Source organism: Acutalibacter sp. JLR.KK004, from assembly GCF_036941085.1.
GTDB lineage: Bacteria > Bacillota > Clostridia > Oscillospirales > Acutalibacteraceae > Acutalibacter.
This window is the reverse complement of the sequence record NZ_JAYMNQ010000001.1, coordinates 1,101,795-1,115,084: the sequence shown is the minus strand read 5'-3', so window position 1 is coordinate 1,115,084 and position 13,290 is coordinate 1,101,795. Positions and strand designations below refer to the sequence as shown.

Annotated in this window: 12 protein-coding genes and 1 tRNA gene; 2 read left to right on the top strand and 11 right to left on the bottom strand. The window is 57.4% G+C overall.

Features of this window, described 5'->3' with window-relative positions; all coding sequences use genetic code 11:
* Positions 1 to 37: 37 nt before the first annotated feature.
* The 11 genes from VSQ30_RS06215 to VSQ30_RS06165 form a co-directional block, all read right to left on the bottom strand.
* Positions 38 to 358, bottom strand: a complete 321-nt coding sequence (locus VSQ30_RS06215; RefSeq protein ID WP_160641586.1) for a V-type ATP synthase subunit F — start codon at positions 356 to 358, stop codon at positions 38 to 40.
* Positions 351 to 1,310 carry a V-type ATPase subunit gene (locus tag VSQ30_RS06210; RefSeq protein ID WP_334462822.1) on the bottom strand — a complete coding sequence of 320 codons (960 nt, stop codon included), beginning with the start codon at positions 1,308 to 1,310 and terminating at the stop codon, positions 351 to 353. Before VSQ30_RS06210 ends, VSQ30_RS06215 begins: the two co-directional genes overlap by 8 nt.
* 28 nt (positions 1,311 to 1,338) lie before the next feature.
* A complete protein-coding gene (locus tag VSQ30_RS06205; RefSeq protein ID WP_334462819.1) occupies positions 1,339 to 1,929 on the bottom strand; it encodes a V-type ATP synthase subunit E in 591 nt (196 codons plus the stop codon).
* 37 nt (positions 1,930 to 1,966) lie between these two features.
* Positions 1,967 to 2,476 (bottom strand): V-type ATP synthase subunit K, encoded by a 510-nt coding sequence (locus VSQ30_RS06200; protein WP_160641583.1) that lies wholly within the window; start codon positions 2,474 to 2,476, stop codon positions 1,967 to 1,969.
* Position 2,477: 1 nt separating this feature from the next.
* Positions 2,478 to 4,520 (bottom strand): V-type ATP synthase subunit I, encoded by a 2,043-nt coding sequence (locus VSQ30_RS06195; protein WP_334462816.1) that lies wholly within the window; start codon positions 4,518 to 4,520, stop codon positions 2,478 to 2,480.
* A gap of 15 nt (positions 4,521 to 4,535) precedes the next feature.
* Positions 4,536 to 4,853 (bottom strand): SPFH domain-containing protein, encoded by a 318-nt coding sequence (locus VSQ30_RS06190; RefSeq protein WP_334462814.1) that lies wholly within the window; start codon positions 4,851 to 4,853, stop codon positions 4,536 to 4,538.
* 349 nt (positions 4,854 to 5,202) lie between these two features.
* On the bottom strand, positions 5,203 to 6,321 hold the full coding sequence (locus VSQ30_RS06185) for a peptidylprolyl isomerase (protein WP_334462812.1): 1,119 nt from the start codon (positions 6,319 to 6,321) through the stop codon (positions 5,203 to 5,205).
* Positions 6,322 to 6,418: 97 nt separating this feature from the next.
* Entirely contained in the window at positions 6,419 to 6,973 is a 555-nt protein-coding gene (locus VSQ30_RS06180; RefSeq protein WP_334462810.1) for a GNAT family N-acetyltransferase, read from the bottom strand.
* A 127-nt stretch (positions 6,974 to 7,100) separates the two neighbouring features.
* Complete coding sequence (mfd, locus tag VSQ30_RS06175; RefSeq protein ID WP_334462807.1) at positions 7,101 to 10,592, bottom strand: transcription-repair coupling factor; 3,492 nt, start codon at positions 10,590 to 10,592, stop codon at positions 7,101 to 7,103.
* 96 nt (positions 10,593 to 10,688) lie between these two features.
* On the bottom strand, positions 10,689 to 11,288 hold the full coding sequence (gene pth, locus VSQ30_RS06170; RefSeq protein WP_334462804.1) for an aminoacyl-tRNA hydrolase: 600 nt from the start codon (positions 11,286 to 11,288) through the stop codon (positions 10,689 to 10,691).
* A gap of 135 nt (positions 11,289 to 11,423) precedes the next feature.
* Positions 11,424 to 11,507: transfer RNA gene (locus VSQ30_RS06165), tRNA-Leu, on the bottom strand.
* A 307-nt stretch (positions 11,508 to 11,814) separates the two neighbouring features.
* Between VSQ30_RS06165 and VSQ30_RS06160 the strand changes: the two genes are divergently transcribed.
* Positions 11,815 to 12,009 (top strand): DUF951 domain-containing protein, encoded by a 195-nt coding sequence (locus tag VSQ30_RS06160; RefSeq protein WP_334462803.1) that lies wholly within the window; start codon positions 11,815 to 11,817, stop codon positions 12,007 to 12,009.
* Positions 12,010 to 12,178: 169 nt separating this feature from the next.
* Entirely contained in the window at positions 12,179 to 13,237 is a 1,059-nt protein-coding gene (gene prfA / locus VSQ30_RS06155) for a peptide chain release factor 1 (RefSeq protein WP_160642317.1), read from the top strand.
* The last annotated feature ends 53 nt before the right edge of the window (positions 13,238 to 13,290 follow it).

Genomic DNA, 13,290 nt, shown 5'->3' with positions numbered 1-13,290 from the left:
CTCGATCACCCGTTTCTCGATGATTTTATTGTACAGCTTATTTTTGGTTAAAGATAATATCAGAGCCTACGGCCTGCTCTACCGAGCGCTTCACCATATTGATGCCAAGCCCTGTGTTGCCATGCACCCCGGGGATGGGGATAACGGCGGGCAGCAGGTTTTCCCGGCAGCGCTCCAGCTCGGGAGCCAGCTCTTCTGCCATGGCCTCGGTGATATACACAATGCCATAGTTTTGATCGCACAGGTTCCGCAAGGCCCTGGCCCCGTCCTCAGGGGTGGACACTGGGAACACTTCCAGGCCCAGGGCGGCAAAGCCGTAAATGCTGTCCCGGTCGCCTAATACGCCAATCTTATACATACATATCCCTCAGCCTTTCCCGGATAACCCCGTCGTCCAGCTCGTTAAGCTTGCCGGACAGGATAATCCGCACAGTGTTCACCTCATTCTGCCGCGCCAATACATAGGCGAACAGAGGGCCTACTGTGAAGGGGTTGCGCTTTTGCTCTTTAATCAGATCCATTACCTGATCGTCGCACCACTTTTCAAAGGCCGAATAGGATTCCTTCAGCTTTTCAGCGGCCCCGCTGTAGGGCGTGGCGGCAAGATACCCGTAGATATCTTCCACGCTTTTGCAGGCAGCGGCGGAAAGGGAAGACACGTCCAGGGTGCCGCAGGGGGCCAGGGTCTGGTCGATAAAGGCTTTGGACTTGCCTGTTTTGCAGGCGCGCACCGCAGTCTTAATGTTGGAGACAGCCACCCGCAACTGGGCATACTGCTCCAAAAGCTCGTTTTTGCTGTCCTTGCCGCACTGGAGGATGCCTGTCAGGCAGGCCCTGTCCAGGATTACGTCGCACAACTGCCCGTCGCCAGTCTGCAGCAGCACATGGTATGCCTCGTCCGCTGCCTCCGCCATTTGGGGGGGCAGGGATGTGAAGTCGTTATCCTTCACACAGCGCACCATCGCCTGGGGGTCAATGGAACCCCCGCTCAGGAACACGTTCTGGGGCTGGGTGTCTGTTACCACGCACTTGACCGCAGCCTTGAGGTTGTTGTAGTCGATAGGGTACAGCAGCACGGAGAAGGGCGCCAGGTCATCCGTCAATTCCCGGATGAAAGCCCAGGTCTTTTCCTCCTCTGCCGCAAGCAGCGCTTCGGCAGAACTGCCGCCGCTCCAGCCCTTGTCGTTCAGCACCCGCAGGCACTCGTCGAACCCCCTGCAGGCCATGAGCTGGTCGATGTCCTGACGGCCCAGCAGGGCAAGCTCTCTCGAGCGTACCCGCGCCACCGCATAGATAAAATCGTCACTCATAGATGGGAATTCCTTTCTTTAGGGGGATTTATGCCGGGAACAGCAGCCTGCCGGCAGCGTCCCGCAGTGCGTCTGCGGCATCTTCAAAAACCGCCCGGAAGGTGCAGTTGATATCCATGCCCCCATACACCAAAAGGAACCCGCTTTCTATATCGGCAGGCGCAGGGGAAATGTGCATGTCGGCTTCCGGAACAGCCTGCTTCAAACGGGCGAGAAAATCGCCGGGCAGGCGCTTTAAATCCTTCTGGTTCAGCCGCAGCTCTCCCTGGCCCTTTTGGGCGAAGCGCTTGTAAAGCTGCAGGAGCGTGTCGAAATACTCCTTATCCGGAGCCTCCTCCAAGGAAGCCCTGGTTCCTTCAATGGCCTCCCCAATGAGGCTCTGCTTAAAGGAAAGCATCTGATTGCGTTTTTCAAGTTCCGCGGCAGACTGCGCCCGTTCCCGGATGTCCTTTGCGTCCTGCTCGCCCTTTTGCAAAATAGCGTCAGCCTGGCGCTTTGCCTCCTCCTGGGCCTCTTTAGCAGCCTTTTCAGCCCGCTCTTTTGCCCCGGCGAGGATTTCGGAAGCCTCCTGCTGGGCGTCTCCCGCGATTTGGTTGATGATCGATTCCAGTCCGGTCATCCCTGTCCCTCCTCTCTCTCAGGTTTCAGCGGGTTCCTCATACGGACAGGCCGCCGATGCTGGTGATGGAGAGGATGGAGATGAGCAGGGCCAGAACCGCGTAGGTTTCCACCATGGCGGGGAAGATCATGGACTTACCAAACTGGTCGGGGCGCTTTGCCACCAGGGAGATGGAGGACACAGCAGCCTTTGCCTGCCATTTGGCGGACACCAGGCCTACAATTGCCATGGGCAGGCAGGCGGCCAGGTACAGCAGGCCCTTAGCCAGGGTCAGGTCGGCGCTGCCGCCCAGGATGCCGATTTGGGTCAGGGTGACGAAGCCGATGAGCAGGCCGTAAATGCCCTGGGTGCCGGGCAGGAGCTGGAGAATCAGAACCTTGCCGAACTGGGAGGGGTCTTCTGTTACAACGCCCGCGGCGGCCTGGCCGGTCATGCCAACGCCGATGGCGGAGCCGATGCCGCCCATGAGTGCAGCCAGCACAGCGCCGGCCAGCGCGAACACAATGCCTAACTGATCCCAATTGAATACTAAGCTAGAGATGTCCATTTTACTTTTCCTCCGTAATCTTAAAGTATTTTGTCTTAGCGGCAAAAGGCTCGAACTTCCGCCCGCCGCCCTCATAGAATTTGCCGAAGAACTCCACATACTGCAAACGGTTGGTATGTACGTATGCGCCCAGCAAATTGATGAGCAGGTTGAGAACGTGGCCTATGATAAAGACCAGGATGAACAGGATGGCTCCTACAACGCCGCCCCCTGCCATGGTGCCCAGCATGTTGAACACGTTGGCAATAACGCCGGTGGCAAGGCCTAAAGCCAGCAGGCGGGAATAGGACAGGATGTCGGAAAGCCAGCTTGAAACACCGTAAAGCCCGTAAAGGCCCTTTAAGAGGCGCTTTACGCCTTTGCTCTCCCGGCCGCTGGTGGCAACGATGCCCACCGCGCCAATAGCTGCCAGTACAACGGCGATGGTGCTGACGATGGAAGGGATGGCTAAATCCAGGCTCATCATATCCTGGAACATGTCGCTGCCCACCAGGGCAATGATAAGGCCTCCCACCAGCATATACCAGAAGCCCGAATCATACAGGGCGTCGGCATATTTCCCGCGCTTTGCATACTGGTAAATCTGCATGGCCAAGCCGGCGAACAAATGGATGATGCCCAACAGGAAGCTGAACAGCATCAGCCGCATGGGGTCGCTTAACGGGGCGAACCACAGGGGCGGTGTTAAAGACGGGATGTTGTCTACAGAGGGGATGTTCGAATAGTATCCGAAGAAGGTGTGGGCGATGGTATCCACCGCGTTGCCAAAATAGCTGCCGAACATGACGCCCCAGAACATTGTGGACACGCCGCAGAAGAAGAACATGCGCATGGTCTTGCGCAGGCCCGCTTCTATGTTTTTAAACTTTAAGAGCACGATGGCTGTGCCCAGGGCAATGAGGAAGCCATACCCTGCGTCTGACAGCATCATGCCGAAGAGCACGTAATAAAACACGCACATAACCTTGGAGGGGTCAACCTCCCATTTGCCGGGCAGGCTGTAGCCATCAATGACGCTTTCCACAGCAGAAGCAAAGAAGCCGTTTTGCAGCTTCACCGGCAAGTCCTCGTCCTCAGAGGGGGTCTCCAGCTCTACAAAAGCTTTATACTCCTCCTCAAGCTGCTTTTGCAGCAGGGGGGCTATGCGGGCGGGCACAAAGCCCGTCAGGTAGAACACATGGGGGCTTTGCCACAATTCCCCCAGCACCTGGTATTTATCCCGGCGCATGGTGAAATAATCCGCTGTAAAGAGCAGGGCCTCCCGGTCGCCGGCAAAAGAGCGGATTTCCGCTTCTGCCTTTTCGATCTCCTTCCGGGCATTCCCAATGCGGCCCTTCAGCTCCTCCACGCGCTCTGCGGGAGCTTTTTTGGAGGGGGCCGCCGGGTACGTAAAGCCCATGCCCCGCAAAGCGCCCTCCACCTCGTTTGCGTGGCTGCTGTGGCACATCACGAAAACGCAGGTTTGCTGCGCCTGGGCGCTTACCACCTCCACCGTAACGGAGGAAACCTTTGGCAGCGCCTGGGCCAGCTTGTTCTTTAAATCTGCTTCCGCCACTTCCTCCGGGAAAGAGCCGATAAACACGGCTGTGGATCCTGTGCCCTTTGTGCGCATGGAAATGTCCAGTCCCAGCCAGGGGGTGAGGCTCTCAATTTGCGCTTCCAGCCGCAGGATTTCCGCCTGTTCGTCTGCAACCTTCTTGCCCAGCGCCCCAATGCGGGAAGCCTTTTTCGTCACTTCCGGGGCCTCTTTGGCGGTCTGATCATACTGCTTGGCGCTGATGGCTGTGCGCCCCTCCAGCATGGAGAGCATCCCCTTCTGGGGCGGGGCGTAGCTGTCCAGCACCGTCACAGCGTTGGTAATAAGCTGTACGTTCTTTTCAAATGTCTGCTTTGCGGAGGCAGTGTCCGTTTTGGAGAAAAGCTCCTCGGCGGTGTCCGGGGAGTTTACCTCCACGGCGCCTTTGCGCTGCAGCATTTCCAGGATTTTTTTGCGGTTGTTTTTCAGCGCATATATATGTATACGCTTCATTTCCACTACCGCCATCTGCATCGACCTCCTTTAGGGCTGCCCCAAAACGATTTTCCGGATCTCCCCCGCCACCTTCTCGCGGGCCTTTCCGGCACTGGCTTGCAGGTCTGCCTGGGTATCCGCAAGCGCCTGCGCAGACTGGGCGTGCAGCTTTTCCGCGTCTGCGCGGGCTACGCCCCGCAGCACCTCGGCCTTTTTCCTGGCCTCCTTCACCGCGCCCGCAATGGCTTCCTTGCCCTGCTCCGCGGCTTTTGCCACTAGCTGTTCGCCTTCCTCTTTGGCACGCAGCACCGTCTGGCGGGCATCCTGCTCCGCCTGGTTTACGGCCTGCATGGTGTCTTTTGCCAAAACTTCTCACCTCCTGCAAAAGAATGCTTATGCCGCCTTCCCGGGAAAAAGACGCTCGGAAAGGCTGCCTAAAAAAAACGGAATATTTTAGGCGCGCATTACTTTATCATTATACACTCCGCCTATGAAAAAGTAAAGGGCAATACTGGGTAGAATCCTGAAAAATGTCAATTTAAAAAAATGCCTACAGCCGCGCGAAAGCTGGGTTTCCCGGCGGCCGAATGAGCCTCCTGCACAAAACGCCTAAAATCCGCCTTTGTTTTTCGGCGTTTTTCCCAGAGGCTTTTGGATGGAACAAAAAGCGCCCCCGGCCCTATGCCGGAGGCGCTGCCCGCTTTGCGGGTTATTTTTACTCAGTCTCTGAACTTTCAGCGGCAGAACTTTCCCCGTCCCCACTGGAAGAGGGGGCTACGGAAGCGCCGGTCTGGTTCTTATCTGTCACCACATCGTCTACCTTGACGCGGCCGATGGCCTTTTCATTGACCTCCACGCCGTCAAGGGCCTTGCCCTGCTCCAGCGCATACTCGTTGAACTCGTCGCCCTTCATTTCCACCAGCAGGTCTTCCTTCTGGGTGGCATCCTCCATAACTTCCTTGAAGCGATCCTCCAGGGAAAGCTTTTGCAGCAGGTAGATGCCCATATCCACCTCAAGCACTTTGGCTTCATTGTCCTTCATGTCGGGCAGCGCGCCGGAGATGTTGGGGTGCATTTCGCTCTTTTTGGCGGCGCCAGGCGTTTCATGCTGGGGCGTGGTCTGGGTTTCATAGGAATAATCCGTGTACGCTTCCGAGAAGGTGGTTTCCCCGCTGTTGATCTTGTCGGCATACTCGTTTATGCTGTCCAGCATATCCTGCTTTTCCTGGTCTGTAAGGGCCACGCTGTTGCCATCTTCGTCCATTTTGCTCTTGGACACGTACATATACTCATAGCTGTCATAATTCTCTTTGTAGTAGTCCAGCATTTCGCTTTCAGAAAGCTCTTTCTCGCCGCCCTCGCCATACATGGCCAGCATGACCAGCCGGGCGCGCACGTTGTGCTCGGCATAAGCCTTTTTAAAGGACTCTTCGGAAACGCCCATGGCCTCCAGCCTGCTCTTAAAATAGGGCCAGTAGGTGGAAGCGCCGGTTTCAATGGCGGTCAGGTCGCTGGTCTGCATCTCCAGGCCCAGCTCCTCAAACTTGTCGCAGATAAAATAGTATGCGCCCACATAGGCCAAAGCCCTGTCCTTCATCCAGTCTTTAGACTTCTGCCCGCCAATTTCCCCTTCCAGGATCTTGTCGGTTGCCGCCACCCGGTTGCCGGCCTCGGTGTAAGCGCTGCTGAGGTAATAGATGTACGCGCCAATGGGCATCACGTCATCGCCGTGTTTCGCGGCCCAGGTATCGTCCTCGCTGTAGCAGGCCCCACAGCTTACCGCCAGGCACAGAGCCAGGCACAGGCAGAGGGCTTTTTTCAAAACGTTTCTCATGGGTATCATGCCTTTCACAGTATTATAGGTTTTAAAATTCCGTATTCTGGCAAAACATGCCGTACCCGCTTATTATACAGCAAAATGCCCTGGTTGTCTACTGTTTATTTCGCTTTTCGCTTTCCCGGCTGTCCAGCAGCCCGTACACATAGGTGTCTTTCCAGAGGGGCCGCCCGTTTTCGTCCTTCCAAAAATAGACATTCTGCCGCAGGCATCCCTCCCGGGCAAAGCCCAGGGCTTCCAGCAGCCGCCAGGAGGCCCTGTTCCGGGGGTCGCATTCGGCAAAGACGCGGTGCGCCCCCTGCTCAAACGCCCGCCCTATAAGCGCCCGGCAGCTTTCAGCGGCAAAGCCCTGGCCCCAGTACCGGCGGTTAAACACATAGCCCATTTCCAGGCTTTCAAAGTCCCGCCTGCCCAGGTACACGTTGCCAATCAGCTTTCCTTCCGCTTTCAGCTCTACTGCCGTCATCTCCTCTGTGGAGACGCGCCAGGCTAAGTCCTCCCGGGTTTCCTCCAGGGTTTTGGGCTTATACGGCTCAAAGCGCACCACCTCCGGGTCGGAGAGGTACTCGAACAGATCCTGCAGGTCGCCTTCCCGGTACCGGCGCAAAATCAGCCGTTCTGTTTCCAGAATCGTATCGTTATGGTCCATGATGCATCCTCCTAAAATTCAAGATGGTTCTCCCGATTCAGTATGGAGCTGAATCCCACAAGTTTGCGCATAGCTAAGATGTTGATACTTTTTCCTCCCATTTCACAAAAGTCTGGCAAAGAGTATATCATTTCCCCTCTGCCCTGTCAACAGGGCCGCCTGCCTCTTCCATGGCGGAGAGGACTTCCGAAAGCGCCTCCAAGGGTTCCCTGCCCTGAAGCTTTACGCTGAGGTACGGCCTGCTGCCCGCGCTTAACAGCACCCGGCCCTGCATCAGCTTTATCAGGGCGCCCACCTGGCCCATGTCAAGCTGCGCCACATACAGCAAAAGGGCCTCCCCCTGCTGCTTCACCTCTGTTATCCCCAGCCGGGAGGCGGTGTTCCGCAGCAGGGCAATGTCGATAAGCCCCTGGACAGCCGGGGGCGGGTCGCCAAAGCGGTCGATAAGCTCGTCTGTCACATCCATGGCGTCGGACTCTGTCTCCACCTCGGCAATGCGCCTGTACACGTCCAGCCGCAGGTTCAGGCTTTCGATATAGCTTTCCGGGATGTGGGCCTGCACCTGCATATCCACCAGGCAACCTTCGTCCACCGGGCGCTTTGGCTCTTCCCCCTTCATCAGGCCCACAGCCTCGCTTAACAGCCGGATATACATGTCGTACCCTACGGTTTCCATGTGCCCGTGCTGCTCGCCGCCTAAAATGTTCCCGGCCCCCCGGATTTCCAAATCCCGCATGGCGATTTTAAAGCCGGAGCCAAATTCTGTAAACTCCCGGATGGCGGAAAGCCGCTTCTGGGCAATTTCCGTCAGGGCCTTGTTGGGGGCATAGGTGAGGTAGGCATAGGCCCTGCGGTTGCTGCGACCCACCCGGCCCCTGAGCTGGTGAAGCTGGGAAAGGCCCATGCGGTCGGCGTTGTCGATGATGAGGGTATTGGCAGTGGGCACGTCTACCCCTGTTTCAATAATGGTGGTACACACCAGGATGTCGATTTCGTGGTCTAAAAGCTGCCGCCACACCTCGGAAAGCTCCTCCTCGTTCATCTTGCCATGGCCGATGCCGATTCTGGCCTGGGGCACGTTCTGCTGGATGCGGGCCGCCACACGCTCTATGGAGGCCACGTCGTTATGGAGGAAATACACCTGCCCGCCCCTTCTCAGCTCCCGGAAGATGGCGTCATTTATCACGCCCTGGTCGTATTCCAGCACATAGGTCTGCACCGGGTGCCGGTCGTGAGGGGCTTCTTCAATTACCGACATGTCCCGTATGCCGGAAAGGGCCATGTTCAGGGTGCGGGGGATGGGCGTGGCGGAAAGGGTGAGCACGTCGGCAGACTTGCACAGGGTTTTCAGCTTTTCCTTCTGGGCCACCCCAAAGCGCTGTTCCTCGTCGATGATGACAAGGCCCAGGTCTTTAAAGCCCACATCCTTGCTCACCAGGCGGTGGGTGCCCACAACCACGTCCACGCTGCCCCTTTTCACCCGGCGCAGGATTTCCTCCTGCTGCTTCGGCGTGCGGAAGCGGGACAGCAGCTCCACGTCTACAGGGAAGCCCTCCATGCGCCTTAAAATGGTCTGGTAATGCTGCCAGGCCAGGATGGTGGTGGGCACCAGGATGGCGCACTGCTTCCCGGCAGTGATGCATTTGAAGGCAGCCCGCAAGGCCACCTCTGTTTTGCCGAAGCCCACGTCCCCGCATAAAAGCCTATCCATAGGGGATTCCTTTTCCATATCGTCCTTGATTTCCCCCACGCATCGGAGCTGATCCTCTGTTTCGTCAAAGGCAAAGCGGTTTTCAAAGTCCCGCTGCCACTCCCCGTCCGGCGGGAAGGCATAGCCTTTTTCCTGCATCCGCTGGGCATAAAGCTGTATCAGCTCCCTGGCGATGTCCTTCACCGCCGCCCGCACCCGTGCCTTCTGCTTCTGCCACTCCTGGCCGCCCAGCCTGTGCAGCTTCACCCCCGCGTCCTCCCGGGGGCCGATATACTTGCTCACCATGTCAAGCTGGGTGACAGGCACATAGAGGGTGTCGCTTTTGGCATAGCGCACCTTGATATAATCCTTTAAAATGCCGTTCATCTCCAGCTTGTGGATGCCCTCAAAGATGCCGATGCCATGGGCGGCGTGGACTACATAATCCCCGGGGGAAAGCTCGGAAAGGGAGGAAATTTCTTTGCTGTTTTTATCCCGCTTCTTTTTTTTCTGCTTCACAGCCCCCAGCCGCCCATGGGTTAGAAGGGAAAACTGGGCGTTTGGCAGGTCGAACCCGGCGGAGAGGGTGCCCTCCGTCACTGTGACCGTGCCCTTCTGGCAGGTGGAGGGGGATTCCACATAGGCCGCGGGCAGACCCGCCTGCTTTAAATCCTGGGCCAGGGCCTCCCCTGCCCGCCTGGTGCCGGAAAGCACCACGCAGGCCCGTTTTTCCCGCAGCAGGGCGGACAAATCCTCCATAAGCAGCTCCACGCCCCCGCCCCACACCGGAAACTGCCGCACCGTCATGTTTACAAGGGTGCGGGTGGGCACCTCATAGCTGCCCCGGGCGAACACGTCCAGAAACAGGGCCGGGGCGCGCTCTGCCTGGGAAAGGGCATATTCCCAGGTTTCTGAGAACATGTCAAGGCCCTTGCACAAAAGCCCTTCCTCCAGATAAGCTTTTACGTCCTCCCCCCACTGCCACAGGGTGGTGCGCATACGCTCCTTCAGCTTATTCCCTTCGGAGAAGAAAAGCAGGCTGGTTTCAGCAGGGAAATAGTCAAAGAGGGTGGCAGGCTTTTCATACACCAGGGAGATGAATTTATCCATAGAACCAAGGTGCAGCCCGTCTTTTAGCTTTTGGGCCTCCCCCTCCAGCACTTCCCGGGCCTTGGGCGCCCGCTTCCCCCGCAGGGAGGCTGCAAGCTTTTCTATCTTTTTGATAAGCGCCCCGGTGTTTTTCGGCAGCACCTCCACGCAGGGGGCTAAGTCCACCCTGCCCGCAGGCTCTGTGCGCCGCTGGCTCTGGGGATCGAAAAAGGAGATGGAATCAATTTCATCCCCCCAGAACTCCACCCGCACAGGCTCCCGGGCGCTGGGGGAGAAAAAGTCCACAATGCCGCCCCTGTGGGAAAACTGCCCGGCGCCCTCAATCTGATCCTCCCGGGTATACCCGCAGCTTACCAACGCTCCCAGCAACTCCTCCGGGGAAAGGCGCGCCCCGGCTTCCAGGCCAAACAGCCGGGAGGAAAGCTCTTCCGGACCCAGGGTGTATTGCAGGGCCGCGTCCATGCAGGCCACCACGCAGTCGCACAGGCCGCTTTGCAGGCTGGAAAGGGCTTCTATCCGAAGCTGCTCATATTCATGGGAGGCTCCCGCTGTGTCCCGGAAGTTAAAGTCCCGCAAAGGATACTGGGCCACCCGCAGCCCCAGGGCCGTTAAGTCCTGGGAAAACCGCTGGCCCTCCCCCTCGTCCGCCGCAATGACCAGGGCCTTGCGCCCGGTTTCCCGGCACAGGGAGGCTATTACCAGGCATTTGTGTATCCCGGAAAGCCCTGTTACAGCCCCGGGCAGGGCGCCCGCCTGCACCGCCCGGCTGAGATTCATATATTCCGGGGAGTGTTTCAGCGCGTTAAAAAGAAATTTCATGGCTCCTCCTTGGTTGGGGCAAAGCCCCGGCTCCCGCATAAGAAGCCTTTTTCCTGAAAAGGGCTTCCTTATGCCTCCTCCAAAAACCTTTGTGCTTCAGCTATTATACAGATTCATGGCCCTGTCCAGCTCTCCCTTGGCGATAAGCTCGCAGGCGGCGCAGGCGTTTTCCAGGGCTGTGCCCAGGGCTTCCCGCTCCTTGTCTGTAAATTTGGACAGTACCCAGTCCGCCAGGTTATAGTCGGGATGGGGCTTCTGGCCCACCCCGATTTTTATCCGGGGAAACTGATCCGACCCGGAGAGATAGATGATATTCTTCATGCCGTTGTGGCCGCCGGCGCTGCCCTTGCGGCGGATGCGCAGGCGCCCCGGGGGCAGGCTGATATCGTCAAACAGGATGAGCACCCGCTCCGGGGGCAGCTTGTAAAAGGCCATGGCCTCCTGCACAGCCTGCCCGCTCAGGTTCATAAAGGTGCCGGGCTTTAAAAGCAGGGCGCGCCTGCCGCCCAGGGTACACTCCCCCACTGTGCCTTTAAATTTTATCCGTTTTATCTCCCCATGATGCTTTTCCGCCAGCAAATCCAGGGCCATAAAGCCCGCGTTGTGCCGGGTGTTTTCATATTCCCTGCCGGGGTTTCCCAGCCCCACCGCCAGAAAATCCACCGGGCCTGCCGCCGGTTTCTTCCAAAAGGGCATAAAAGCCCTCCTTTCCGCCATATGCAACGCCTGACGGCGGATAGGGACTGCACCCCACCCGCCTGCGTTGTTCCTCTTTACTTTCCGCGCCCTTAAAAAAGTCCGCGCCCCCATTTTCATGGGAGCGCGGAACGTTGGTGCGCGAGACGGGACTTGAACCCGTACGTCGAAGACACACGCACCTCAAACGTGCCTGTCTGCCAGTTCCAGCACTCGCGCAAATTACGTGTTGTATTATACCATCCAAATCCGCTCTTGTCAAGCGGTATTTCCTTTTTTTACACGTCCGCCTTTTCTTTTTTTGCACGCCCGTCTTCTATGTTTCATTTTCGCATCCTGCCTTGATTTTCCCGCCTGTTTATGGTAGAAAAGCAAATACACTCGGTCGGCTTCGTGCCCTTCGCAATTTAAATTTAATATTATAACTTAAAGTGCAACGGCCCGCATGCGAAAAACCTTTGCAAAATGCCGGGGGACAGTGTATAATAAGGTTTGTTATGTCTGGAAAAGAAAGGAGGGCGGCAAAATGGACGTGCGCGTTGGGGACATTCTGCACATGAAAAAGCCCCACCCCTGCGGGAGCACAGCCTTTACCGTATTGCGGGCAGGGATGGATTTTAAAATCCGCTGCCGCGGCTGCGGGCGGGAGGTTATGCTGCCCCGCCTGAAATGCGAGAAGAACATCAAGCGCATTGAGCGCCAAACGCCTCCGGAGCCTTAGCGGCGCGGTTCAGCCTATTTTATTGCCTTTGCATTTAGCAGCAGGAAACGGGGTGTATTCCCCCGCCCTACAGGCGGGGGAATACACGGAAAATTTTCCCTGTTATTTCCCGCAGAAATATTATTTAGGAACGCGAAACGCTAAGACTACTATTTTGGAGGAAATGGATATGTTTGAGAATTTACAGGTTTTTGAAAACCGCTATGAAGAACTGAATATGAAGCTGTACGACCCCGCAAGCGCTGCTGACAGGGAGGTGTATGCCGCCCTGATGAAGGAGCACAAGGAGCTGGAGCCTATTGTGCTGGCCTACAGGGAATATGTCCGGTGCGGGGAGGCGCTGCAAGGGGCCAGGGAGCTTTTGGAGGATCCGGAGCTGAAAGAGATGGCCCAGGAGGAAATGAAGGAAAACCAGCAGAAGCTTGCGGCGCTGGAGGAGGAAATCAAGATATTGCTGCTGCCGAAAGACCCTAACGACGAAAAGAACGTGGTGATGGAAATCCGGGGCGGCACCGGAGGCGAGGAGGCCGCGCTTTTTGCCTATGATCTGTACCGCATGTACACAGCCTACGCGGAAAAGCAGGGCTGGCGCACAGAAATCGTGGGCCTGAACGAGACAGAGCTGGGAGGCTTCAAGGAGGTCAGCTTCCTCATTGACGGCCAGGGGGCCTATTCCCGGTTAAAATTTGAAAGCGGCGCCCACCGGGTGCAGCGGGTGCCGGAGACGGAAACCCAGGGGCGCATCCACACCTCCGCCGCCACTGTGGCGGTGATGCCGGAAGCCGAGGACGTGGAGATTGACATTGACCCCAAGGATTTGCAGATTGACACCTTCCGTTCCAGCGGCGCGGGGGGCCAGCACATCAACAAGACAAGCTCGGCTATCCGCATTACCCACCTGCCTACGGGCATGGTGGTGGAGTGCCAAGACGAACGCAGCCAGTATAAAAACAAGGACAAGGCCATGAAGGTGCTGCGGGCAAGGCTTTTGCAGCAGGAGCAGGACAAGGTGAGCGCCCAGACGGCAGAGGCCCGGCGCTCTTTGGTGGGCAGCGGCGACCGCAGCGAGCGGATACGCACCTATAATTTCCCCCAGTCCCGGGTGACGGATCACCGCATCGGGCTGACCCTTTACAAGCTGGAGGAAATCCTGGGGGGCAGTCTGGATGAAATCCTGGACGCGCTGATTGCCGCAGACAGGGCCAGCCAGTTGGAACAGGCAACGTAAACAACGTGGCGGAACGCTATCGCGCAGCGATTGCGTTTTTGTATCTCTGTGAC

Bases quoted from the DNA above. Each gene is read 5' to 3' on its own strand.
- prfA (WP_160642317.1), top strand. From the start codon at position 12,179: ATGTTTGAGAATTTACAGGTTTTTGAAAACCGCTATGAAGAACTGAAT.
- VSQ30_RS06215 (WP_160641586.1), bottom strand. From the start codon at position 358: ATGTATAAGATTGGCGTATTAGGCGACCGGGACAGCATTTACGGCTTT.
- VSQ30_RS06205 (WP_334462819.1), bottom strand. From the start codon at position 1,929: ATGACCGGACTGGAATCGATCATCAACCAAATCGCGGGAGACGCCCAG.
- pth (WP_334462804.1), bottom strand. From the start codon at position 11,288: ATGCCCTTTTGGAAGAAACCGGCGGCAGGCCCGGTGGATTTTCTGGCG.
- VSQ30_RS06185 (WP_334462812.1), bottom strand. From the start codon at position 6,321: ATGAGAAACGTTTTGAAAAAAGCCCTCTGCCTGTGCCTGGCTCTGTGC.
- VSQ30_RS06210 (WP_334462822.1), bottom strand. From the start codon at position 1,310: ATGAGTGACGATTTTATCTATGCGGTGGCGCGGGTACGCTCGAGAGAG.
- VSQ30_RS06200 (WP_160641583.1), bottom strand. From the start codon at position 2,476: ATGGACATCTCTAGCTTAGTATTCAATTGGGATCAGTTAGGCATTGTG.
- VSQ30_RS06195 (WP_334462816.1), bottom strand. From the start codon at position 4,520: ATGGCGGTAGTGGAAATGAAGCGTATACATATATATGCGCTGAAAAAC.
- VSQ30_RS06180 (WP_334462810.1), bottom strand. From the start codon at position 6,973: ATGGACCATAACGATACGATTCTGGAAACAGAACGGCTGATTTTGCGC.
- mfd (WP_334462807.1), bottom strand. From the start codon at position 10,592: ATGAAATTTCTTTTTAACGCGCTGAAACACTCCCCGGAATATATGAAT.
- VSQ30_RS06160 (WP_334462803.1), top strand. From the start codon at position 11,815: ATGGACGTGCGCGTTGGGGACATTCTGCACATGAAAAAGCCCCACCCC.